Here is a 22,621-nt window from a genome sequence, read left to right on the forward strand (position 1 = left end):
TCCCGCTCCCGCGCCGGCTCGGGTTCCGGCGCCGCGCCCCTGCCCCGTTCCGCCGCCGTCTGGTCCCGCACCGTCATGGCCGCCGCCCCCTGTCACGGTCATCCGCTGTCCCGTCCCGCGGGCACGCCGTGCCCGCGTCCGCAGTCGGTAAAGAAATGGTAATGGCGGCCGAGGTTCCCGTGACAGGGCGCGCATGCGATGATGGCCGCGCCAACTCCATACCGGCCGTTTGAATCCGCGCGGGAGAGTTCCGGACACCTCGGGTGCACCGGACGCCGAAGGAGCAAGTTCCTCCCTTGAATCTCTCAGGCACCGATACCGCGTGGGCGAGGCAGATCTGAAAAGCGGGCCGCCACGCGCGCCCCCACCCAAGGTGCAAATCATGGCCCGTGACTGGGCGGTCATGATGAACCTCTCAGGTTCCGATGACAGATGGGGAGGACCGTCCTCGCCCTTCATCCCTGGGAGCCACCGATGAGCCCGTCACCCCGCCGCACCGCGCTCGACGCCGTGCACCGCGCGCTGGGCGCGACCATGACCGACTTCGCGGGCTGGGACATGCCGCTGCGCTACGGCAGTGAGCGCGAGGAGCACAACGCCGTGCGCACCTCCGCCGGGCTGTTCGACCTCTCCCACATGGGCGAGATCACGCTGACCGGTGCCGGTGCCGCCGCCGCGCTGGACTACGCGCTCGTCGGCAACATCGGCGCGCTGGCCGTGGGCCGCGCCCGCTACACGATGATCTGCCGCGAGGACGGCGGGATCCTCGACGACCTGATCGTCTACCGCCTCGGCGACGAGCACTTCATGGTCGTGGCGAACGCGTCGAACGCCCAGGTCGTGCTGGACGAGCTGAGCGCGCGCGCGGACGGCTTCGACACCGTCGTGCGCGACGACCGCGAGGCGTACGCGCTGCTGGCCGTACAGGGCCCGCGCTCGGCCGCGATCCTGAAGAGTCTGACCGACGCGGACCTCGACGGCCTCAAGTACTACGCGGGCCTGCCCGGCACCGTGGCCGGCGTGAACGCCCTGATCGCGCGTACGGGCTACACCGGCGAGGACGGCTTCGAGCTGTTCGTGGCGCCCGCGCACGCCGAGGGGCTGTGGCAGGCGCTGACCGGGGCGGGCCGGGAGGCCGGCCTCATCCCGTGCGGCCTGTCCTGCCGGGACACGCTGCGCCTTGAGGCGGGCATGCCGCTGTACGGCAACGAGCTGTCCACCGCTCTGACCCCGTACGACGCGGGCCTCGGCCGGGTCGTCAAGTTCGAGAAGGAAGGCGACTTCGTCGGCCGGATGGCGCTGGCCACGGCGGCGGAGCTGGCCGCGGTGAAGGCGCCCCGCAAGCTGGTCGGCCTGATCGCGCGGGGCCGCAGGGTGCCGCGCGCGGGCTACCAGGTCGTCGCCGGGGACGCGGTCGTGGGCGAGGTCACCTCGGGCGCCCCCTCCCCCACCCTGGGCAAGCCGATCGCCATGGCGTACGTGGACACCGCGCACGCGGAGCCCGGCGCCGAGGGCGTCGGGGTCGACATCCGCGGCAACCACGAGCCGTTCGACGTCGTGGCCCTGCCGTTCTACAAGCGCGAGAAGTGATACTCCGTTTCCCACCAGGGCCGCCGCGCACCGCGGCGTTCGTCCACCACCCCACCGGGCCCGTTTCGGCTGCCCGTCCGCGTACAGGAGAATTCAGGACATGAGCAACCCCCAGCAGCTCCGCTACAGCAAGGAGCACGAGTGGCTGACGGCCGTCGAGGACGGCGTGTCGACGGTCGGCATCACGGAGTTCGCGGCGAACGCCCTCGGCGACGTCGTCTACGTCCAGCTCCCCGAGGTCGGGGACACGGTGAGCGCGGGCGAGACCTGCGGCGAGCTGGAGTCCACCAAGTCGGTCAGTGATCTCTACGCGCCGGTCACCGGCGAGGTCACGGCGGTCAACCAGGACGTGGCGGACGACCCGTCACTGGTCAACACGGCGCCCTTCGAGGGCGGCTGGCTCTTCAAGGTCCGCGTCTCCGAGGAGCCCGGGGACCTGCTCTCGGCCGACGAGTACACCGAGTTCGCCGGCAACTGACGCCACTGACGGTAATCGACACCAGGGACTGATCCGCTTTGTCTTCGCTCCTGAACACCCCGCTGCACGAGCTCGACCCGGACGTCGCCGCCGCCGTCGACGCGGAGCTGCACCGCCAGCAGTCGACGCTGGAGATGATCGCCTCGGAGAACTTCGCCCCGGTCGCCGTGATGGAGGCGCAGGGCTCCGTCCTCACCAACAAGTACGCCGAGGGCTACCCGGGCCGCCGTTACTACGGCGGCTGCGAGCACGTCGACGTGATCGAGCAGATCGCCATCGACCGGGTGAAGGCGCTGTTCGGCGCGGAGCACGCGAACGTGCAGCCGCACTCGGGTGCCCAGGCCAACGCGGCGGCGATGTTCGCGCTGCTGAAGCCCGGTGACACGATCATGGGGCTGAACCTCGCGCACGGCGGGCACCTCACCCACGGCATGAAGATCAACTTCTCCGGCAAGCTGTACAACGTGGTGCCCTACCACGTCGACGGCGAGAGCGGTCAGGTCGACATGGCCGAGGTGGAGCGCCTGGCGAAGGAGACCCGCCCGCAGCTGATCGTCGCGGGCTGGTCGGCGTACCCCCGCCAGCTGGACTTCGCCGCGTTCCGGCGGATCGCCGACGAGGTCGGCGCGTACCTGATGGTCGACATGGCGCACTTCGCCGGGCTGGTCGCCGCGGGGCTGCACCCGAACCCCGTGCCGCACGCGCACGTGGTGACGACGACCACCCACAAGACCCTCGGCGGCCCGCGCGGCGGCGTGATCCTCTCGACGGCCGAGCTGGCGAAGAAGATCAACTCCGCGGTCTTCCCCGGCCAGCAGGGCGGGCCGCTGGAGCACGTCATCGCGGGCAAGGCGGTCGCGTTCAAGATCGCCGCGACGGACGAGTTCAAGGAGCGCCAGCAGCGCACGCTGGACGGCGCGCGCATCCTCGCCGAGCGCCTGGGCCGCCCGGACGCCGTCGAGGCGGGCGTCTCGGTCCTGTCCGGTGGTACGGACGTCCACCTGGTCCTCGTCGACCTGCGTGACTCCGCCCTGGACGGGCAGCAGGCAGAGGACCGGCTGCACGAGGTCGGCATCACCGTGAACCGCAACGCGGTGCCGAACGACCCCCGCCCCCCGATGGTCACCTCCGGCCTGCGGATCGGCACCCCGGCGCTCGCCACCCGCGGCTTCACCACCGAGGACTTCACCGAAGTGGCGGATGTCATCGCCGAGGCGCTGAAGCCGTCCTTCGACGGTGCGGCCCTGGGCGCGCGGGTGGCGGCACTGGCCGCGAAGCACCCGCTGTACCCGACGCTGTAGCCGTCGGTCACCGCGGGAGCGCAATTCTGGCATCGGCGGGGCATCGCGGCACACTGGAGTGTGGTGCGCGGTGCCCCGCCGTGCGCCGCGGCACGTCTCGGCCCCGCACCGCCCCACCGGTCGGCGCGGCCCTACCTGGCGGACAACGGAGTCCGCCGACCAGCAAGGAGTTCCACGTGGCCATCTCGGTCTTCGACCTGTTCTCGATCGGCATCGGCCCGTCCAGCTCGCACACGGTCGGCCCGATGCGCGCTGCCCGCATGTTCGCCCGCCGCCTGAAGAACGAGGGGCTGCTCGTCCATGTGGCCTCGGTGCACGCCGAGCTGTACGGGTCCCTCGGCGCCACGGGGCACGGGCACGGCACGCCGAAGGCGGTCCTGCTCGGGCTGGAGGGCAACTCGCCGCGCACGGTCGACGTGGAGCACGCGGACGAGCAGGCGGAACGTATCTCCACAGGCGGCAGGCTGAACCTGCTCGGTGTGCACGAGATCGCGTTCGACGCCGCCAAGGACCTGGTGCTGCACCGTCGCAAGCGGCTCCCCTACCACGCGAACGGCATGAAGGTCACCGCGTACGACACGGCGGGCGAGACCCTGCTGGAGAAGACGTACTACTCGGTCGGTGGCGGCTTCGTCGTGGACGAGGAAGCCGTGGGCGAGGACCGCATCAAGCTGGACGACACCGTCCTCAAGCACCCCTTCCGCACCGGCGACGAGTTGCTGCGCCTCTCCCGCGAGACGGGCCTGTCCATCTCCGCGCTGATGCTGCAAAACGAGCTCGCCTGGCGCACCGAGGACGAGATCAGGGCCGGGCTGCTGGAGATCTGGCAGGTCATGCAGGCGTGCGTCAGCCGGGGCATGACCCGCGAGGGCAACCTGCCCGGCGGCCTGAAGGTACGGCGGCGGGCCGCGAACTCGGCGCGCCAGCTGCGCGCCGAGGGCGACGCGCAGACCCACGCGATGGAGTGGATCACCCTCTACGCGATGGCCGTGAACGAGGAGAACGCCGCCGGCGGCCGGGTCGTCACCGCCCCGACGAACGGCGCCGCCGGGATCATCCCCGCGGTCCTGCACTACTACATGAACTTCTGCTCCCACGGCGCCACGCCCCAGGAGCGCGACGACGACGTGGTCCGCTTCCTGCTGGCCGCCGGCGCGATCGGCATGCTCTTCAAGGAGAACGCGTCGATCTCCGGTGCCGAGGTCGGCTGCCAGGGCGAGGTCGGCTCGGCCTGCTCGATGGCGGCGGGCGCCCTCGCCGAGGTGCTGGGCGGCAGCGCCGAGCAGGTCGAGAACGCGGCGGAGATCGGCATGGAGCACAACCTCGGCCTGACCTGCGACCCGGTCGGCGGCCTGGTCCAGATCCCGTGCATCGAACGCAACGGCATGGCCGCGGTGAAGGCGGTGACCGCGGCGAAGATGGCGCTGCGCGGCGACGGCAGCCACAAGGTCTCCCTCGACAAGGTCATCAAGACGATGCGGGACACCGGCCGGGACATGTCGGTCAAGTACAAGGAGACGGCGCGGGGCGGGCTCGCGGTGAACATCATCGAGTGCTGAGGGGGCCTGACCAGCTCGTTCCTGGTGGGTTCAGCGTGTGGGGCCTTCCCTGCTTACGCGTCAGAACGTCCCTGGAATCTCCCTGAGACCGACGTAGATGCCCCTGTGTGTCCCTGCATGTCTCGCTCTCGGGGGCTGGCCGACGGCCGGGGAACCCGCACCCTTGCCGCACTCTCAGGGTGTGGCGTGCAGTCGGTGCACGGGACTACCTGCTTGGTCACGAGCTCGCCCGCCTAAACGAGCACGATCACTCGCCAGAGTTCTGGAGCCTGGTCGGACGCGCTATGCCCGACTAAGTGCGCTGGGGAACAGCTAGATCTGCTGACGACCAACCGCTGCTTCCGAAGTCAGTGGACTCCGCGCAGTAGCTTGCTCGTCGGTGGGATGGCCGGGACCAGGGTTCCTTGGCTGGCCGCAAAGGCACTATGGTGCCTCGGGAAAGATCAGCTTGGGGGAGGCGCCGGTGCTGCCGCACCAGATGCAATATGCGCAGAGCAAGTTTCGATCGCTGATCGAGGGCAGCTCCGGCAACGAGTTCGAGAAGCTCTTCCACCGGGTCATGGAGCTCCGGCACGAGGACTACGTGCCGATCCGTACCGCAGGCTCCATCGGAGACCTGGGCGGTGATGGTCTGCGGACGGTGGGGCGACGTCTCTACGCTTGCTACGCGCCGGAGACCTTCAATGTTTCCGAGGTGCGCGGAAAGTTCCGCGGTGACGTGGAAAGTGCCATCATCCAGCGCCCCGAGCAGTTCGACATCTTTGTCTTCGTCCACAATGACCAGCGGGGAGGCATCCACCCGGTCGTATCGGGACTGCTCATGGAGGCGGGCAAGGACCATCCACGTATAACGTTCCACCAGATGGGCCCTCAGAAGATCTGGAACGAGGCGATGTTCCTCGACCGCTTGAGGATGGAATACCTGCTCGGCGAGGCGATCCCCGTCGAGCTGGTCGCATACAGGATAGGTATGGCCGAAATCGAGCCGCTCCTCAAGCACTTAGCGGATAAGCGCCAGCACCATGCGTCAGCGGGCGAAATACCGCTGCCCACCACCTACAAAGTCGATTACAACGAGCTGTCTTCCCAGGCACGTCAGGTCCTGCAGGCCGGCCGGCCATACGGCTACCTGGTCGAGCAGTACTACAGAGACGGCCTGGATCTAAGGGAGCGGGACGAGGTCGCGGACAGCTTCCGCGCCTACTACCGCCGAATGCGCAATGAGCACGGCGATGACGCGGATGAGATTCTATGGCAAATGCAGCGTTACGTACTGGGGCAGGAAGCTGCACGCTGGGAACGCGAAGAGGCAGCGAAGGCCGTTCTCGCTTACTTTTTCGACGAATGTGACATCTTCGAAGTACCGCCACCTGGGTGGCAGCCGTCCGTCGACGTGGAAGGAGGAGCAGGGTGATCACCCCAACCAAGGGAATCTCCCCTGACCGCGCGCTCCTCGCCGTCGGTGCCCAGATCGCCGTGCAGCTGGACCGCCCGCTTACGGTCAGCCAGACCTGGGCTCGACTACGCGAGTGGCGCCGCGAGAACGGTCATCCAGCTCCGCTCTCCTTCGGGTGGTTCGTCCTTGCATTGGACGTCCTGCACGCGCTCGGCATCGTCGATCTGAACAACGAACTGCTCACCAGGGGGACCGCCCATGCTGCGCCAACTGCGCGCTGATGATGAGCGGTTCAAGACGGTCACGTTCCAGTCCGGCTTGAACTTGCTGGTGGCGGAGACCACCGATGTCTCTCGTTCCACCGACAGCCGCAACGGCTCCGGCAAGTCCAGCATGATCGAACTGCTGCACTTTCTGCTCGGAGGCCGCCCCGACAACAAACACCTTGTCGCGCGTGAGGAACTGCGCAGGACTACCTTCACGCTCAGCCTGGACTGGCCCGAACTCCGGCAAGAGTTGAGAGTCAGCCGGAGCGGCGGAGACGCCAAGACGGTGACGCTCGATCCTGCGGTAGCCCGTCGGCCCGGCCCCACTGGGTTGTCCAGGATCGCCGAGCCGCCGAGTCTGTGGGAGGTAGCCGAGCCAGAGACACTGCCGGTCACGGTTGCCGGCCCCCAAAAAGTTCACTTCACCGAGTGGCAGGCACTCATCGAGGAGAATCTCTTTGGACTGACTGGAGACCACCCAGGGGTCAGTGGCCGCGCTCTGCTCTCATTCCTCATCCGCCGCGTAGGTGACCACGGGTTCAACGAGGCGGTGCGGAGTTTCGCCCGGCAGCCGGAGGGACAGGCGGCTCCCAACCTCGCCTACCTGCTAGGTCTTGATTCGTCCCTTGCTGCCCGTTACCAAGCTATCGCTGTCAAGAAGAATGCCCGTGACCAGCTAAAAAAGGCAGTCAACGATCCCGTATGGGGCCGTGTGGTTGGCAAGGCCGCGGATCTGCGCGGTGAGATTGCCGTGCAGAGTTCGAAGATCGAGGAACTGCGGCGACAGATCGCGGCATTTCGTGTCGTCCCCCAGTACGAGGCACTCAAGGAGCAAGCGGACAAGCTGACCCGCCGCATCCAGGACCTGAGTACCCAAGACATCATCGACCGCCGCAACCTTGACCATCTCGAACGCTCTGTGGAAGAGGCAGTCGACCCAGAGGTCCGTTATTTGGAGCAGGTCTATGACGAATTGGGCGTTACCCTGCCTCAGCAGGCGCTACGGCGATTCGATGATGTACGCGCCTTCCATGCGGCCGTGGTCCGAAACCGGCGCATATATCTCAAGGAAGAGATTGCTGAGACTCGTCAACGCCTCGATGCCCGCAAAGCTGAACGGGCGCGGCTCGATGACGAGCAGAGCAGAATCCTCAAGGACCTGAACGACGGTGGCGCATTGGAGGCACTCACCACCCTTCAGAAGGTTCTGGCGCAGGAAGAAGCGACCCTGGGCGCGCTTCAGCATCGGCTTGAGGCAGCTCAGGCCGTCGAGGAGAGTAGCCGAGAGATTGAGGCGTCCCGCCTCGAACTGACGCGTGAAGTCGATACGGACCTGCAGGAACGGCAAGAGCAGATCACTCAGGCCACGGTCTTGTTCAATGAGCTGGCTGGCCGACTCTACGGAAGCGACAGGCCTGCTTACCTTTCGGTCGAGGCCGGGCGGAACACTTTGAAGATCACGCCCAAGATCAGCAGCGACGTGAGTCAGGGCATCAACAAGATGTCGATCTTCTGCTTCGACCTCACCATGGCGGTCATTGCCCACCGAGAAGGACGTGCACCTGATTTTCTGGTGCATGACAGTCACATCTTCGATGGGGTCGATGACCGCCAGCTAACTCGGGCGCTCGAGATCGCGGTGGACGTCACGGCGGCGGAAGGCATGCAGTACGTCGTCACAATCAATGAGGATGATCTCGGCAAGGCGCGCAATCTTGGTTTCAACCCAGCTCCTTACCTCATTGAACCGTTGCTCACCGATTCCTACGAGGGCGGAGGGCTTTTCGGGTTCCGGTTCGAACGGTAGATGACTCGAAGAGTGCCCCTCTGCCCGAAGCTCGCCGCCACCACTCGTGAGAATCAGCCAGGCCGCCCAGGAGTAATGTTTCCGTGGACAAAGGCTAAGGGCTGTCCCGTAACTGCTGGTCGCAGATGAGATGATCTTGTCGTGGCTGGTGTGATCACGGCGTCGGAGCCGTCCTGGATAGCCCCGTTCACCGGGCTCAGCCCGTGCCTGTTCGGGAAGCTGGTGACCGTTCTGCGGCGTGAGGGTGCGGACGCGGTCCGCAGGGGCCGGCCGTGGAGCCTGCCGCTGGAGGACCGTGCACTGCTGGTCGCGGCCAGTTGGCGCACGAACCTGACCATGCGCCAACTGGCCCCGCTGTTCGGGGGTGTCCAAGTCCGCAGCAGATCGGATCATCGATCATCTCGGGCCGATGCTCGCCCTGCAGCCGCGCAAGAGGTTTGCGAGGGACGCGGTGCTCATCGTGGCGGCGGCGCCATCGCCCAGCGGATGGTTCCCACCACCGCGTGACCCGCCAGGCGCACGCCTGTCTCCTCGACCAGCGGGAGGTACGGCAGGAGCAGCGGGAGCCGTGCCCGGGCCGGCAGCAGGGAGACCGCGCTCGCGGCGAGGGCCGCGTACGGCGGGCGGGCCGCGAGCGGCAGCGGCGGGTTCAGCAGCAGGAAGCGTGCTGCTTCCCGGGCCTGGCGGGTGCCGTGCAGTTCGGGCCCGTACGCGGCGAGCCGGTCGGCCAGTTCCGCCTGGTCGCGCGGCGGGTCGACGGCGCCGAGGGCGGTCGCGACGCGGGCCGCCTCGGCGACGTAGGTGTCATAGCCGTCCTCCGTCAGCGGCTGGGCCCCGTACCGGCGGTGCGCGCGCAGGAAGCTGTCCACCTCGGCGATGTGCACCCAGGTCAGCAGGTGCGGGTCGGCCGCGTGGTACGCCTCGCCCGCGTCGGTGCGCCCCCGTATCCGTTCGTGGACCGCGCGCACCCGCTCGACGGCCTCCTCGGCGTCCCGCGCCGTGCCGAAGGTGGTCACCGCGAGGAAGGTGCTGGTGCGCTGGAGGCGGCCCCACGGATCGCCCTTGTAGCCGGAGTGCGCCGCGACGGCGGCCATGGCCAGCGGATGCAGTGACTGCAGGAGCAGGGCCCGCAGCCCTCCCACGAACATCGACGCGTCGCCGTGCACGGTCCTGATGGCACTGCCCGGGGGGAACCAGCGTTCACCGGGGGCGTCGTGGATACGGGCGCGGGCCGCGCCTCCCCCGGGGCCCGCGACCCGCTCGAACAACGCGCCGCCGAGCCGGGTCCGGGCGCCCGCCAGGGAGGGTGCGGACCATTCCATGACTCCATTGTCCGCCTGCCCGGCAGCAAGCGCGGCGGTCCGGCACCGCCCGTGCGCCCACCTGGCCGGCCCCCCGCCTCGCCTCGCGCAGTCGCGGGGAACGGGGCACGTGGGACCGCTCAGGGACTCGCGGTCTTGCGGACCCTCGCCAGCAGCGGCGGGGAGTGGTATCCGGTCGAGGCACCGGACATCCATCCCTGGAGATCGGGCGCGACCGCCCGGGCCCCGCCGAGCGTCCACAGCACGAGCAGCAACGCGCCGGAGATCACGGTGAACAGCAGGATGATCAGCACGCTGAGGTGGAACCCGTCGGTCAGCGTGTGCCGGGTCATCGTGAGGTGCAGCAGCACGGGGCCGACCAGGAAGGCCGCCTCCGAGCGGAGCAGTTCGACCAGGGCGAAGGTCGGGCCCAGCTGGAGCGCCGAGACCGAGAAACCGGCCAGGAACAGTCCGGGGGCGACGCCCGCCCCGGCGCCGTAGCCGAGGAAGAGCGCGGCGACGGCGATGAGCGGGGACGCGTTCGACGGGGTGACCGCCAGCAGCAGGCCGGCACCCACCGCGACGCTGACGATGCCGGAGAGCGCCAGGTAGGGCGTGCCCCAGGTCGTCACGATGCGGCGGAACATCGCGGCGGAGATGATGATCCCGAGGAGCTGGGGAGCGATGAGCAGTCCGGTGTGAACCGGCGTGAAGTGCGAGACCTCCTGCAGGTACACCTCGATCAGTTCCAGCAGCGTGGTGAAGGACGCGCCGACGACCATGGCGTTGAGTGTTCCGGTGACCGGCAGCGTGTTGCTGATCGGGCGCATCGGCATCAGCGCTTCGGCCTTGCGGTACTGACCCGCCACCAGAAGGCCGCCGCACACCAGGCCCGCCACGACGAGGCCGATGAAGACCGGCGAGGTGAAGCCGCCGCGCGAGAGCCACGCGACACCGAAGAACGGCAGCGCCGTCGTGCCGGCCGCGAGCGGGATCGCCAGCCAGTCGAAGGCCGCACGCTTGTTCGGTGGCTCGTTCCTCTCGAACGTCATGGCGCCGACGGTCAGGCCGACCGCCGCGAGCACCGCGACGGAGATGTAGAGCAGTCGCCAGCCGCTGTACGTGCCGACGAGACCGCCGACCACCGGGCCGAGGGTCACCATGCCGAACAGGCCGAGGCTGATGACGGCGGCGGTGGTCGGGATCCGGTCCACGCCGTGGGTGACGACGAGCGGCGGCAGGGCGGCCACCAGCAGCATGCCGGTGAACAGGCCCTGGAGGATGGCCCCGGCCATGAACTGGCCGACCGCCTGCGCGCTCAGCGCGAGGACCGAGCTCAGCACGAAGCCGATCTCGCAGACGATGTAGACGTGCCGGCCGGGGATCCGCTGGATGAGGTCGGCGGAGGCGACCGCGCCGAACGCGTAGGCGGCGTTCGCCATGCCCGCGGCCACCTGGAGCTCGAAGCGGGTGGCGCCCAGTTCGCGCATGAGCACCGGCTGGAACAGCGAGAGGGCCGTGGTGAGGACGAGGAAGGGGCTCAGCGCGAGCAGGGCGAGGGTGACGGCGCCGGGATAGCTGCCCGCCAGCGGAAGACCGCGGCGGACAGGAGGCGTCGTGAGATGGGAAGGAATGGCCGCCTCCGGGGGCACGAGGTGGACGGCGGCGCATCCATCCCCCGGCATGCGTGAGGGGGCCGATCGCTGCGGCCGGATGCGGCGCCCGGTCTTGCGACTCCTGTCCGTTATGTCCAGGTCGCGACCTCAGCGTACGGTCCGTCCCGCCCGGCTCCCTCATGACGCGCCGCCCGGGACGCGGGCGGCACGGCGGTGGCAGCCGGGAAAGGGCGTCCACGCGGCGCCCCGCACCGCGGTCTCAGGCGTCGGTGACGCGCAGGGCGCGGGCGCCCCCGGGGCTGCCGTGCGTCGCGAAGGACAGCAGGCGCTCGCCCTCCTCGGCGAGCCCGGCCCGCTCCCGCCGCGTCACCGGCGCGAACAGGCGCACCTCCAGGGTGGTGCCGGTGCGGTCCGCGGCGAGCCGCCACGCCCCCCGGACGAAGCCCCCCACGAGGACCGTCCCGGGAATCACCCCGTTCTTCGTCGCGATGGCCCTCCGGTGCGCGTCGCTGATGATCCTGGTGCGGTCCGCGTGGGCCAGGATCGCGTTGTCGTACGGGGCCAGGAGGCGTACCGGCGCGGGGACGTCGGGGCCCGGGCGCGGGGCGCCGGGCAGGTCGAGGAGTTCGTTGCCCGCCTCGTCGCGCAGGGCCACCAGCCGGGGCCGCAGCCGTTCGGCCACCGCGCGCAGCCGGGTCACTCCGGACCAGGTCTGGATGTCCTTCACCGTGGCGGGCCCGAACGCCGCGAGGTAGCGCAGGACCAGTGCCTCGGGGTCGGGGACGGAGTCGAGAGGTCCCCCGAGCCAGTCCTCGGCCGTGGCGTACGTGGTCCCCCCGCTGCGCCCCCACAGTCCCCGTGGCGGGATCTGGACGAGAGGCAGCAGCGTGCGGGCGACGGTCGCCAGAGCGGCGGCGGGGCTTTGGGGCCACCGGTCGCGCAGCAGCTCGCCCAGTTCGGCGGCCGTACGGGGCCGCTCGGCCAGCGCGCCGCGCGCCTCGGCCACGAGTTCGGCGCGGTCCACGCCGGGCAGGTCCCTGCCGTGGACGTCCTCCGCGAACCGTTCGAGGAAGGGCTGCACCCAGGGCCGCAGCGCCCGGCAGTCCTGCGCGCCGACCAGGTGGACCGTGCCGCGCATGAGCGTGATGCGCACGGCGCGCCGGTCGCCGAGCGGGCCGGACAGCTGCTCGGGGGTGAAGTCCACGAGCCGTCCCCACAGGCCGTAGTACGGCGGGGTCGGGGCCTGCGCCTGGAGGCCCACCAGGCGCCCCACCGCGTCGAGGGCGCTCATGGCGTGCCGCTCCAGCAGCAGCTGCCGGGCGAGGAAGGCGCGGTTGAGAGCCGTGCGTCCGATCAGCGGCGGGGAGGGTGCGGGGGCGGAGGGGCGGGCGGGCATGGGACTCCTCGTCGCGAGATGCTCCTGCCCCGCGCCGGGCGCCGCGCAGGAGCATGATGGAGGGATGAAGACCATGCAGCGCACGCTGGGGGCCGGACGCCGGCTGGGTCAGCAGGCCGCCGAGTCCTCGTTCGAGAATCCGGCGATCCTCGGGGTCGTCATTCTCGCTGGGCTGACCATTCTGTGGGTGATTCTCGGCAATGTGTACGGGATCGTGAGCTCGCTCGTCGCGATGGCCCTCACGATGCTGATCGCGGTGCGCTACACCCGGCGCTGACCTCCCGGGGCCCACCCGACCGGCCGGGGAGGACGCACGACGGTCCGCCCCGCCACCGGGCCGCCCCACCACGCCACGGGCGTTCCCACCTGCGGGGGTCCCCCTCCCCCCGGCACGTCCACGCCCCGGGCCCGCACGGCCCCACACGGGACGCCCAACGGTTCCGCGCCGTCCCACGCCGGGGACCCGCAAGCACCAGCCCGCTCCCTGATGCCTGCCCGCTCCTTGAGGCCGGGCCGATCAGCCCGGCTGCCCCTTGACGCAGGCCCGCCCCTTGACGCAGGCCCGCTCCTTCGCCCCGGCCCCTCCTTGACCCCGGCCCGCTCCCTGAACGCCGGGCCGCTCGCCACCGCGTCGAGCCACGGCCGTCCGGGCAGCGCCCCGCTCCCCTCACCACAGCCATTCGGGTGACGCCCCGCCACCACCGTCCGCCCGTCCGGCGTGCGGGAGCGGCCCCCTGGGCGCGAAGTTCATCGATCCGTCGCACAGCGCGGTCTTCCGTTTACGGGTCTACGCGCGCAGAGTATCCCCCACACCTCGCGCCACCGTGCGTACCGCACGCCCGCGCGTACCGCACCGCCGTACGTCCCTCAGGTCTCATCTCCCCCGCCCCACACGGAGGTTGACGGATGTTCCGATCCCGCAGAGTCCGACTGGCGGCAGCCGCCGCGGCGGCGTCGCTCGGCATGGTCGCCGCGGGCGCCCTCGCCACCGCGCAGGCCGCCCCCGCACCCGATGGGGCGGTGGCCGCACCGCGTGCGGCCGCCGCCTCGCACCGCGTCCTGTTCGACAACACCGAGGCCGAGACGGCGGGCAACGCCGACTGGGTCATCTCCACCAGCCAGCCCGATCCGCTCGGCGAGGACGCGTCGCCCTCCGGCGAGAAGGACTGGACCGGCGCCCTGTCCTCGTGGGGTGTCGCCCTCCAGAAGACGGGCGCCTACTCGCTCGACACCCTGCCGTCCGGCAGTTCCATCACCTACGGCGGGTCGGGCGCGCTCGACCTGAAGAACTTCGACACGTTCGTGCTGCCGGAGCCGAACATCCAGTTCACCGCCGCCGAGAAAAGCGCGATCATGAAGTTCGTGCAGAACGGCGGCGGGCTCTTCCTGATCTCCGACCACACCGGCAGCGACCGCAACAACGACGGCTACGACTCCCCGAAGGTCATCAACGACCTGCTGACGAACAACGGGGTCGACAACACCGACCCCTTCGGGTTCTCCGTCGACTCCGTCGACATCAGCTCCGGCACCCCGCGCGCGATCAGCGACAGCTCGAACCCGGTACTGAACGGCTCCTTCGGCAAGGTCACCGGCTCCACCATCGCGGACGGCACCACGTTCACGCTGAAGCCGGGCGACAACCCGAACGTCAAGGGCCTCGTGTGGAAGTCCGGCGCGAACACCTCCGGCACCACCGGCGCCTTCTTCGTCACCAGCACCTTCGGCAGCGGCCGGGTGGCGATCTGGGGTGACAGCTCACCGATCGACGACGGTACGGGCCACCCGGGCGACACCCTGTACGACGGCTGGAACGACACCGGAGGCACCAACGCGGCCCTCGCCCTCAACGCCACCGCCTGGCTCGCCGGCGACGGCACGACGGGCGGCGGCGGCACGACGCCTCCCGGCGGGGGCGGCGGGAGCTGCGACGCCGGCCAGCTGCTGGCCAACCCGGGCTTCGAGTCCGGCAGCACCGGGTGGACCGCGTCCGACAAGGTGATCTCGTCCAGCTCCGGCGAGGCGGCGCACTCCGGCTCGTACAAGGCCTGGCTCGACGGGTACGGGACGGCGACCACGAACACGCTCTCCCAGAGCGTCTCCCTTCCCGCGGGCTGCTCGGCGACGCTCTCCTACTGGCTGCACATCGACACGGCCGAGACCGGGTCGACCGCGTTCGACACCCTGAAGGTGCAGGTCCTCAGCGCGTCGGGGACGGTGCTCGGGACGGTCGGCAGCTGGTCCAACGCGAACGCGGCAAGTGGCTACCAGCAGCGCACGGCGGACCTGAGTGCGTACGCGGGCCAGAACGTCACGCTGCGTTTCACCGGGACGGAGGGCTCCAAGCTCCAGACGTCGTTCGTGGTCGACGACACGGCGCTCACCGTCGGCTGAGCGGGCGGCACGTCGTGCGGGCACCCCGGGGCAACCGTCCCGGGGTGCCCGCACGACGTAGGAGTCCGCATCCGCCCGGTCCGAAGCGTTACGGTGTGGAACGGTACGTTCCGCATTGTTCCTCGGCGGCACCCGGCGGTTTCGAGACGGCCGGGACCGTGGGCGGGCCGAGCGGAACGGGAGGCGGGGTCCTTGAAGCAGGGCCCCCGCCCCGGACGACCCGAGAAGCTCCGAGCAGCCCTGAGAAGCCCCGAGAAGGAGGACGCCCCGTGCCGATGCCGACGGACGCGCCTCCGGACCTGCCCGGTGTCCTCGGGGACATCGCGCCCATCCTCGACCACTGGGGCTACCTGGCGGTCGGCGGTCTGCTGTTTTTGGAGGACTTCGGGATCCCGGTCCCCGGAGAGACGATCCTGATCGCCTCCGCGGTCTACGCGGGAGCGGGCCGGCTCAACATGGTCACGGTCGTGGTGATCGCCATCGTCGCCGCCGTGCTCGGGGACAACGTCGGCTACGTGATCGGCCGCTTCGGCGGGCACCGGCTCGTCGACCGGTACGGGAAGTACGTCCTGCTCCCGCGGGAGCGCGTGCGCAAGGCGGAGAACTTCTTCCTGCGGCACGGCGCGAAGATCGTCACCATCGCCCGCTTCGTGGACGGCCTGCGCCAGGCCAACGGGATCATCGCCGGGATGACGCTGATGCCCTGGCCGCGCTTCCTGCTGTTCAACGCGCTCGGCGCGGGTTTGTGGGTGGGCACCTGGGCCACGGTGGGCTACTTCGCCGGCCACCACCTCGACACGCTCTACCCCCAGATCCAGCGCTACGAACTGGCCCTGGCGGCGCTGGCCATCGCGACGGTCCTCCTGATGATCCTGCGCCACCTGCGCCGACGACGGCGCACCCGCCGCCAGGAGGCGGAACGGGCGCGCGACGAGGACGCCGGGGACCAGGACGGACCCTCGGACGCCCGGGAAGCCGACGAGCGCGGCCGCTGAAATCCGCTTCCGCCCGCGCCGGGCGCCGTGTGAGGGTGGCCCGATAACGGGTCGGACGACGGGAACAGCGGGAGGCAACGAGGCCCTGCTGCTCGGCGGCCGCGCCGGGGTGGGCAAGACGTCCGTGGCGCGGGAGGTGTCCGCGCTGCTGCGCGCCTCGGGTGTGCCGCACGCGGTGATCGAGGGTGACTGCCTGTGCGAGGTGCATCCGGCCCCGGAGGGCGATCCGCACCGCTCGCTCCTGACGGAACGCAACCTGAGCGCCCTGTGGGGCAACGCGGCGGCGCTGGGGCACCGGCGGCTGGTCTACACGAACACCGTGAGCGTGCTGGAGGCGGAGGCCGCGATGTTCCGGCGCGCGATGGGCGACGGCGTCCGGCTCGTACGGGTGCTGCTGACGGCCTCGGACCGGACGGCGGGGGCACGCCTGCGCGGCCGGGAGAGAGGATCGGAACTGGCGGCCGAGGTGGCGAACAGCGCGCGCACGGCGCGACTGCTGGCGGCGCGGGCACCCGCGGACGCGGTCCGCGTGGCGACGGACGGCAGGTCCCTCGGGGAGATCGCCCGGGAGGTGCTCACCGCGACCGGGTGGGGCGCTGGGCCCCACCCGGAGTGACACGTACGGCGCCCGGCTCCGGGCGGGAGGGTCAGGCGACGGCGGTGGGCGTCGCGCCCGCGCCGCTCGTCTTCAGCCAGTCCGACCACGAAACGTTGTAGTCGGCGTACCCGTTGTCGCCGGGGGCCTTGCCGCGCGGCGAGCCGGTGATGGTGACCGGGTCGCCGGCCTTCACGTAGTTGAAGAACCACTTCGCGTCGGCCAGCGAGAGGTGCACGCAGCCGTGCGAACCGTAGCTGTGGCCGGGGTAGGGGTCGCCGTCCGAGTAGTGGATGTACGTGCCGGACGTCGTGAGGTGCACATCCCACGGCAGCGACTCGTCGTAGTAGTCCGGCGCGCCCTTCGTGCAGCTGATGTGGACGCTGCACGACGTCATGTGGACCGTCTTGGCCTTGTCGATCACGGCCATCGTGCCGTCCCAGGAGGGCCACTGCGGGCTGCCCGCGTCGATCGGCAGCGTACGCACGGTCGTGCCGTTCTTGGTGACGGTCATCGTGTGGCCCGGCACCGAGACCTTGGCCTCGACGTCGTCGCCGATCGTGAAGGAGTGCGTGTAGTCGTGCACGCCGACGCGGCCGTTGCCGTTCTTCACGCCCGTCATGTCCGCGTTGATGCTGACCTTCGTGCCGCTGGGCCAGTAGTTCTCCGGGCGGAAGTCCGCGCGGGTGTCATTGAACCAGTGCCATGCGCCCGTGACGGGCTTCGAGGTCGTCACCTTCAGGTGCTTCTCGACGTCCGCGCGCGCGGACGTCGCCACCGGGTTGGAGAAGACGATCGAGATGGGCTGCGCGACGCCGACCGTGCCACCGTGCGGGGTGATCGTGTCGAGCAGCATCGCCGGCGCGGCCGGCTTCGACGGACTCGGCTTCGCGTCCGGCTTCGCGTCCGCGCTGCCGGTGGACTGCGCCTTGTTGTCCGAGCCTCCCGAGGCGTCGGCGGAGGAGCTGCCCCCGCACGCGCTCACCCCCACCAGCAGCGCGGTGGCCACCAGCGCCATCCCGAAACCCCGCTTGCGATGGCCTATGCCCACGCCCACGCCCATACCTCAGCTCCCGCTCGCACCACTCGCGTTGTCGTAAGTCCGACATCTGTATGGACGTGGCCCGGGACCTGGCAGTTCCCACGCGAGGGCAAAGCGCGGACAAAGCCCCGCCCGGTGGGTGGGCGGGGAGCGGACGATGTGCTAACGCCGTTCGAGGGCCAGCCAGTGCGGGTCCGGAACGACCGTCAGGACCGCGGAGACCAGGACGACACCGAGCAGGACGGCGAGCTGCGCGTACACCGCGGAGCCCGCCCCGGCCTCGCCGCGCAGCCGGCGGCGGGCGCCGAGGGCGCACGCGCCCGCCGCCCCGACGAGCACCAGCTTCAAGAGCAACACCCGTCCGTACGCGCTGGTGAGCGCCACCTCGAAGGGCAGCTTGCGCAGCACGCAGAGCGTGCCCGTCGCGGCGAGCGCGGCGATCAGCCACCCGGTGTGGCGGCTCTGCCGGGCGAGGACGGCCCTCGTGTACGGGCGGTCGCCTCGGGCGGACCACAGGAGGCGCACCCCGTACAGCAGGCCGCCGGACCACAGTGCCGCGGCGGTGAGGTGGACGGCGGTGAGCGCGGAGCCGGCGAACGGGCTGAACTGTTCGGGGTGCGCGCGGACGGCCTCGGCGCAGACCACCGCGGCCAGCGGGGCCGGAGCCCAGCCCCGCCTGGACAGGGCCGCGCATCCCGCGGCGAGCAGGAAACCGGCCGTCATGACGAGCAGGAGCCGCCCGTCCGCGGTGCCGTATACGGCGGCGAGGTCCATGCCGCTGACCGCGCTCAGCAGGACGAGTTGCCCCGCCGAGGCGCCGGCCCCGGCAAGCGAGGCGACGGCGGCGAGGGCACGGGGTGCGGGGCGGTCGCGGCCCGCCACCCGGGCGGCCGGGACCGGGCCGGCACCGGCCGGCGCGTCCGGGTCCTGCGCGGGGTCCCCGCTCACCGGTGCCTTCGCCGCGGCGCGCGCGACGCGTGTGCCGGTGAACTCCCCGAGGTGCACGGCGAGCGCCGCGAAGACCACGGCGTGCAGCAGGGTGGTGGTCCCGGCCGCGGGGAGGGGCAGTTCGCCCGTTCCGTGGGTGGCGGCGGCGACGCCGAGCAGTGCGATCAGGACGCAGCCGGTCGTGCCGACGGCGACGCGTCCCGCCGTACGGGCGGGGCCGCGGCGCGCGTCGGGCAGGTCCGCCGCCTGTGCTGGGGGTCCCGGGAAGCTCACCGGAGCATCATCTCCGCGCCCCCGGGGGCCCGCAGCGCGAGCGGTGCGTCCGGCGTATCCCCGTGGGGCGCTCCCGCCGCGGGGGTGTTCCCCGCGGCGGGACCGGCGCCGGACGCCGCCCGCAGGGTCAGCGCTCGCCGCGGGAGGCGATGAACTCCTCGAAGCTGAGCAGCCCGTCGCCGTTGGAGTCGTGGGCGTTGATGACCGTCTGGGCGATGGACTCGGTGACGTGGTGGTCGCCGAGCTGCGCCATCAGGCTCTTGTACTCCGCCGCTGTGATGAATCCGTCGCCGTTCTTGTCGAACCGGTCGAACGCCTCGCGCGACTCGTCGATGTCCGCCACTGCTTCAGCCCCATTTCACGTCGGGTCGTTGACGGGCAAAGATTATCGGCTCGCCGTCACCCGTACGGCGGTGCGCCGCCCGTGGGGGCCGACAACCCTGCCGACGGGCGGGCTCAGCGGTCCTGGAGGCGCATCTCGAACCAGGTGTTCTTGCCGCGCGGCAGCAGGTCCACGCCCCAGCGGTCGGCCAGCTTGTCCACGAGGAAGAGTCCCCGGCCGCTGACGTCCATCGCCTGAACGGGCATCAGGCAGGGCAGGCCCCGGGACGGGTCGCGCACCTCGATCCTGATCCAGCCCCTGCGGCGGAGCATCCGCAGGCCGAAGACGCGTGCCCCCGTGTGCCGGACGGCGTTGCCGACGAGTTCGGAGACGAGGAGCACCGCGTGTTCCGTGAGGTCCGGGGAGAGCGTCCACTGGCGCAGCACGACCGCGTAGGTGATGCGGCGGGCGACCGCCGCGGACTCCGGGAGGGACGCGAGGCGCACCTCCGCCTCCGTCGGGTTGCCGTACAACTCAAGCGCTTGGAGCGCCTGGCCGTCCTCGACGGCCAGCGTCCGCCGCACGGTGGCCGCACCGCCAAGCCGCCGCGACTGCTCCACATCCTCCAGGCCCGCCATGCCCTCCATCATGGCCGTCCGGAAGGCCTCGCGGGGGCGTTCCAGAGGATTCCACCCCCGGAACGAGAGATTCCGTGCAATTGCATCGGCATATGCCAAAGGCAGAACGTCACCCTTGAGAGCCCATCTGACCTGCTTATACGGCTGGATTTTGCGTGATGAGCGGCGTGATTCGACGCCCATCCTTAAGTTCCGTTTAAGGCGGCGGGCGGGCTGACGCGGCCCCGGCGCACAGGACTGCGGAAGACCGCACCGGGGTCACAAGGGGTCTACGCCGGAGCATGCGCCGGGCGCACGCGGGGGCCCGCACGGCGCCCCTTGCGGACACCGGTGCGGACCCCCGCGCACCGCCGTCAGAGGAACTGCGCCTTGCCCGGACCGTCCTCCACGAACGAGCGCATGCCGCGCTCGCGGTCCTCGGTGGCGAACAGGCCCGCGAACCACGTACGTTCGATCGCCAGACCCGACTCGATGTCCGTCTCAAGACCCGCGTCCACGGCCTCCTTCGCCGCACGCAGGGCGAGCGCCGGGCCCTTCGCGAGGCGCTCCGCCCACTTCTGCGCCTCGGTGTAGACGCTCCCGGCGGGCACCACCCGGTCGACCAGGCCGATGGCGAGCGCCTCGTCGGCCTTGACCTGACGCCCCGTGAAGATGAGGTCCTTCGCCTTCGAGGGGCCGACGAGCCGCGCGAGGCGCTGGGTGCCGCCGGCGCCGGGGATGAGGCCGAGCAGGATCTCGGGCTGGCCGAGCTTCGCGTTGTCGGCGGCGATGCGGTAGTCGGCACAGAGGGTCAGCTCGCAGCCGCCGCCCAGCGCGTAGCCGGTGATGGCGGCGACGACGGGCTTGGGGATGCGGGCCACGGCGGTGAACGACTCCTGGAGCGCGCGGGAGCGTACGACCATCGCCGCGTGGTCCATGGCGCGCATCTCCTTGATGTCGGCGCCGGCCGCGAAGACCTTGTCGCCGCCGTAAAGGATCACCGCGCGCACGTCGTCGCGGTCCCCCGCCTCCTGGGCGAGGTCGCGGAGCCGGTCCTGCACCGAGACGTCGAGGGCGTTCATCGGGGGGCGGTCGAGCCGGATCGTACCGACGCCGCCGGAGACTTCGAGGGATACCGTTGCCATACGAGGCAGGTTAACGTCCGCTAACGACGAAGGACCCGGTGCGCCCGGTCACAGCGCTCCGGGTCCGCGGCGGGACCGGGTCCGTCCACCGCGCCGCCAGCGGCGGCGACGCGGGCGGGCCGCCCCCCGCGGGGGGCGGCCCCTCAGCTCACTTGGTCCAGTCGGCCCAGGACATGTTCCAGCCGTTGAGGCCGTTGTCGGGCGCGACGGTCTGGTCGTGCGAGTTCTTCACGATCACCACGTCGCCGATGAGCGAGCTGTTGTAGAACCACGACGCCGGGGTGCCGTTGTCGCCGCCGCCGCGCTGGTCGTGCAGGCCGACACAGCCATGGCTGGTGTTCTGCGAGCCGAAGATGCCCGTGGACGCCCAGTAGTTCCCGTGGATGAAGGTGCCCGACTGGGTGAGCCGCATGGCGTGCGGCACGTCCGGGATGTCGTACTCGCCGCCGAGGCCGACGGTCTGACTGTCCATCCGGGTCACCGGGTCCTTCTCACTGATGACCATCTGTCCCTCCCACGTGGTGTGGCCGGGGCCGCCCGCGGTGATGGGGATCTTCCGGATCTGCTTGCCGTCGCGCACGACCTTCATCGTGTGCTTGTCCGCGTCGACCGTGGAGACCTGGCTGCGGCCGACGGTGAACTTCACCGTCTTGGCCTGCGTTCCGTACACGCCGGGCCGTCCCTCGACACCGTCCAGGTCCAGCTTGACGGTGACCTTGGTACCCGGCGCCCAGTAGTGCTCGGGCCGCAGGTCGAGACGGTCGTTGCCGAACCAGTGGCCCTTGACCGGCACCGCCGGGTCGGTCGTCACCGTCACCGCCTTCTCCACGGCGTCGGGGTCGGTGATGCCGCGGGTGAAGGTGAGTGAGATCGGCATGCCGACACCGACGGTGGAGTTGTCCTCCGGCGTGTAGTAACCGATGAAGGTGTTCTTCGGGACGAGCGTCGAGAACGTGGTGTCCTTGGCGGACACCCGTCCCTTGGCGTCCTTCGCCGTGACGTGGACCTTGTACTTGGTGGAGGCCGCGAGGTGCTGCAGCGGCTGCCAGCTCGTCCCGTCGGCGGACATCCTGCCGTCCACGGCCGCGCCCTGGTCGTCCTGCACGCTGACGGCCGTCAGCTTGCCCTGGGTGACACCGACCTGCAACGCGCCCGTCGTGGCGACCGACTTGGCGCCGTCGTCGGGGGTGACCTTGACGACCGCCTCCGACACGTCGTCGGCGACCTTGGCCGCGCTCTTGTGGGTCCCGGCCTTGCCGTCGTCGGTGCTCTTGCCGCCGGCCGCGCCGCTGCCCCCGCCGCAGGCGGCGACCGCGAACAGCAGCGCGCCCAGGACGAGGGCCGACAGCCCGGTTCTGCGTACGGCGCGCGGACGCGCACCGTGCCCCGCCGGTTCGCCGGTTCGCAGGTCCGGCGATACAGGTGGCTGGTTCACGTCGGTTTTCTCCCCTCGCACGGCCTGGCCCCGCCACGGCCCGCACTCCTGCGCGTATCGAGTGCACGCGCATGGCGATAGATAATCACACCGAATACGGTGTGACGTTCACCCGAGTGTCACCGTTCCGTCTCAACCGGCCGCC

The 22,621-nt window shown here is 70.5% G+C and carries 21 protein-coding genes, 1 pseudogene and 2 riboswitches; of the genes and pseudogenes, 13 read left to right on the forward strand and 9 right to left on the reverse strand.

The annotated features are described in order from the left end of the window. Window positions 1-230: 230 nt before the first annotated feature. Window positions 231-331: riboswitch (glycine riboswitch) on the forward strand. After that, window positions 332-442: riboswitch (glycine riboswitch) on the forward strand. A gap of 32 nt (window positions 443-474) precedes the next feature. The 9 genes and pseudogenes from gcvT to OG310_RS10065 form a co-directional block, all read left to right on the forward strand. Further along, window positions 475-1,590 carry a glycine cleavage system aminomethyltransferase GcvT gene (gene gcvT / locus OG310_RS10030; protein ID WP_329455531.1) on the forward strand — a complete coding sequence of 372 codons (1,116 nt, stop codon included), beginning with the start codon at window positions 475-477 and terminating at the stop codon, window positions 1,588-1,590. A 100-nt stretch (window positions 1,591-1,690) separates the two neighbouring features. Then, window positions 1,691-2,068 carry a glycine cleavage system protein GcvH gene (gcvH, locus tag OG310_RS10035; protein ID WP_329455532.1) on the forward strand — a complete coding sequence of 126 codons (378 nt, stop codon included), beginning with the start codon at window positions 1,691-1,693 and terminating at the stop codon, window positions 2,066-2,068. A gap of 38 nt (window positions 2,069-2,106) precedes the next feature. Next, window positions 2,107-3,369: a serine hydroxymethyltransferase gene (glyA, locus tag OG310_RS10040; RefSeq protein WP_329455533.1), complete on the forward strand. Its 1,263-nt coding sequence runs from the start codon at window positions 2,107-2,109 to the stop codon at window positions 3,367-3,369. Between the two features lie 176 nt (window positions 3,370-3,545). Then, the gene (locus tag OG310_RS10045) at window positions 3,546-4,928 is read left to right on the forward strand and encodes an L-serine ammonia-lyase (RefSeq protein ID WP_329455534.1); all 1,383 of its coding nucleotides are present in this window, start codon (window positions 3,546-3,548) and stop codon (window positions 4,926-4,928) included. A 179-nt stretch (window positions 4,929-5,107) separates the two neighbouring features. Beyond that, window positions 5,108-5,224 carry a YgjP-like metallopeptidase domain-containing protein gene (locus OG310_RS38535; protein WP_443078594.1) on the forward strand — a complete coding sequence of 39 codons (117 nt, stop codon included), beginning with the start codon at window positions 5,108-5,110 and terminating at the stop codon, window positions 5,222-5,224. 167 nt (window positions 5,225-5,391) lie between these two features. Continuing rightward, window positions 5,392-6,342 carry an ABC-three component system protein gene (locus OG310_RS10050; protein WP_329455535.1) on the forward strand — a complete coding sequence of 317 codons (951 nt, stop codon included), beginning with the start codon at window positions 5,392-5,394 and terminating at the stop codon, window positions 6,340-6,342. Then, window positions 6,339-6,605 (forward strand): ABC-three component system middle component 6, encoded by a 267-nt coding sequence (locus tag OG310_RS10055; protein ID WP_329455536.1) that lies wholly within the window; start codon window positions 6,339-6,341, stop codon window positions 6,603-6,605. Before OG310_RS10050 ends, OG310_RS10055 begins: the two co-directional genes overlap by 4 nt. After that, on the forward strand, window positions 6,583-8,397 hold the full coding sequence (locus OG310_RS10060; protein ID WP_329455537.1) for an ABC-three component system protein: 1,815 nt from the start codon (window positions 6,583-6,585) through the stop codon (window positions 8,395-8,397). The genes OG310_RS10055 and OG310_RS10060 overlap by 23 nt, the downstream gene beginning before the upstream one ends. A gap of 141 nt (window positions 8,398-8,538) precedes the next feature. Then, window positions 8,539-8,905: pseudogene (locus OG310_RS10065) on the forward strand (helix-turn-helix domain-containing protein); the annotation flags it as partial. On the opposite strand, the gene OG310_RS10070 reads toward OG310_RS10065, so the two are convergent. From OG310_RS10070 to OG310_RS10080, 3 genes are all read right to left on the reverse strand, one after another. Next, window positions 8,853-9,719, reverse strand: a complete 867-nt coding sequence (locus OG310_RS10070; protein ID WP_329455538.1) for an oxygenase MpaB family protein — start codon at window positions 9,717-9,719, stop codon at window positions 8,853-8,855. The pseudogene OG310_RS10065 and the gene OG310_RS10070 overlap by 53 nt on opposite strands. Before the next feature lie 119 nt (window positions 9,720-9,838). Continuing rightward, window positions 9,839-11,383, reverse strand: a complete 1,545-nt coding sequence (locus OG310_RS10075; protein WP_329455539.1) for an MFS transporter — start codon at window positions 11,381-11,383, stop codon at window positions 9,839-9,841. A 190-nt stretch (window positions 11,384-11,573) separates the two neighbouring features. Next, the gene (locus OG310_RS10080) at window positions 11,574-12,710 is read right to left on the reverse strand and encodes a winged helix DNA-binding domain-containing protein (RefSeq protein WP_329455540.1); all 1,137 of its coding nucleotides are present in this window, start codon (window positions 12,708-12,710) and stop codon (window positions 11,574-11,576) included. 64 nt (window positions 12,711-12,774) lie between these two features. Here OG310_RS10080 and OG310_RS10085 point away from each other — a divergent pair, with 64 nt between their 5' ends. From OG310_RS10085 to OG310_RS10100, 4 genes are all read left to right on the forward strand, one after another. Next, window positions 12,775-12,987: a hypothetical protein gene (locus OG310_RS10085; RefSeq protein WP_329455541.1), complete on the forward strand. Its 213-nt coding sequence runs from the start codon at window positions 12,775-12,777 to the stop codon at window positions 12,985-12,987. A gap of 629 nt (window positions 12,988-13,616) precedes the next feature. Next, the gene (locus OG310_RS10090; protein WP_329455542.1) at window positions 13,617-15,104 is read left to right on the forward strand and encodes a hydrolase; all 1,488 of its coding nucleotides are present in this window, start codon (window positions 13,617-13,619) and stop codon (window positions 15,102-15,104) included. Window positions 15,105-15,379: 275 nt separating this feature from the next. After that, entirely contained in the window at window positions 15,380-16,099 is a 720-nt protein-coding gene (locus OG310_RS10095; protein WP_329460103.1) for a DedA family protein, read from the forward strand. A gap of 109 nt (window positions 16,100-16,208) precedes the next feature. Then, window positions 16,209-16,715: a hypothetical protein gene (locus tag OG310_RS10100; RefSeq protein WP_329455543.1), complete on the forward strand. Its 507-nt coding sequence runs from the start codon at window positions 16,209-16,211 to the stop codon at window positions 16,713-16,715. Between the two features lie 31 nt (window positions 16,716-16,746). Here OG310_RS10100 and OG310_RS10105 read toward each other — a convergent pair whose 3' ends face one another. The 6 genes from OG310_RS10105 to OG310_RS10130 form a co-directional block, all read right to left on the reverse strand. Beyond that, window positions 16,747-17,757, reverse strand: a complete 1,011-nt coding sequence (locus OG310_RS10105; RefSeq protein WP_329455544.1) for a L,D-transpeptidase — start codon at window positions 17,755-17,757, stop codon at window positions 16,747-16,749. A gap of 141 nt (window positions 17,758-17,898) precedes the next feature. Next, window positions 17,899-18,957: a CopD family protein gene (locus tag OG310_RS10110; RefSeq protein ID WP_329455545.1), complete on the reverse strand. Its 1,059-nt coding sequence runs from the start codon at window positions 18,955-18,957 to the stop codon at window positions 17,899-17,901. Window positions 18,958-19,084: 127 nt separating this feature from the next. Beyond that, entirely contained in the window at window positions 19,085-19,300 is a 216-nt protein-coding gene (locus tag OG310_RS10115) for an EF-hand domain-containing protein (RefSeq protein WP_329455546.1), read from the reverse strand. A 113-nt stretch (window positions 19,301-19,413) separates the two neighbouring features. Continuing rightward, complete coding sequence (locus tag OG310_RS10120) at window positions 19,414-19,929, reverse strand: ATP-binding protein (protein WP_329455547.1); 516 nt, start codon at window positions 19,927-19,929, stop codon at window positions 19,414-19,416. Between the two features lie 341 nt (window positions 19,930-20,270). After that, window positions 20,271-21,041, reverse strand: a complete 771-nt coding sequence (locus OG310_RS10125) for an enoyl-CoA hydratase/isomerase family protein (protein ID WP_329455548.1) — start codon at window positions 21,039-21,041, stop codon at window positions 20,271-20,273. A gap of 148 nt (window positions 21,042-21,189) precedes the next feature. After that, a complete protein-coding gene (locus OG310_RS10130; protein WP_443078595.1) occupies window positions 21,190-22,476 on the reverse strand; it encodes a L,D-transpeptidase in 1,287 nt (428 codons plus the stop codon). Between the last annotated feature and the right edge of the window lie 145 nt (window positions 22,477-22,621).

This window comes from Streptomyces sp. NBC_01497 (assembly GCF_036250695.1).
Classification (GTDB): domain Bacteria; phylum Actinomycetota; class Actinomycetes; order Streptomycetales; family Streptomycetaceae; genus Streptomyces.

Bases quoted from the DNA above. Each gene is read 5' to 3' on its own strand.
- OG310_RS10105 (WP_329455544.1), bottom strand. From the start codon at position 17,757: ATGGGCGTGGGCGTGGGCATAGGCCATCGCAAGCGGGGTTTCGGGATG.
- OG310_RS10060 (WP_329455537.1), top strand. From the start codon at position 6,583: ATGCTGCGCCAACTGCGCGCTGATGATGAGCGGTTCAAGACGGTCACG.
- OG310_RS10070 (WP_329455538.1), bottom strand. From the start codon at position 9,719: ATGGAATGGTCCGCACCCTCCCTGGCGGGCGCCCGGACCCGGCTCGGC.
- OG310_RS10085 (WP_329455541.1), top strand. From the start codon at position 12,775: ATGAAGACCATGCAGCGCACGCTGGGGGCCGGACGCCGGCTGGGTCAG.
- OG310_RS10080 (WP_329455540.1), bottom strand. From the start codon at position 12,710: ATGCCCGCCCGCCCCTCCGCCCCCGCACCCTCCCCGCCGCTGATCGGA.
- OG310_RS10125 (WP_329455548.1), bottom strand. From the start codon at position 21,041: ATGGCAACGGTATCCCTCGAAGTCTCCGGCGGCGTCGGTACGATCCGG.
- OG310_RS10120 (WP_329455547.1), bottom strand. From the start codon at position 19,929: ATGATGGAGGGCATGGCGGGCCTGGAGGATGTGGAGCAGTCGCGGCGG.
- gcvT (WP_329455531.1), top strand. From the start codon at position 475: ATGAGCCCGTCACCCCGCCGCACCGCGCTCGACGCCGTGCACCGCGCG.
- OG310_RS10075 (WP_329455539.1), bottom strand. From the start codon at position 11,383: ATGCCGGGGGATGGATGCGCCGCCGTCCACCTCGTGCCCCCGGAGGCG.
- gcvH (WP_329455532.1), top strand. From the start codon at position 1,691: ATGAGCAACCCCCAGCAGCTCCGCTACAGCAAGGAGCACGAGTGGCTG.
- OG310_RS10090 (WP_329455542.1), top strand. From the start codon at position 13,617: ATGTTCCGATCCCGCAGAGTCCGACTGGCGGCAGCCGCCGCGGCGGCG.
- OG310_RS10095 (WP_329460103.1), top strand. From the start codon at position 15,380: ATGCCGACGGACGCGCCTCCGGACCTGCCCGGTGTCCTCGGGGACATC.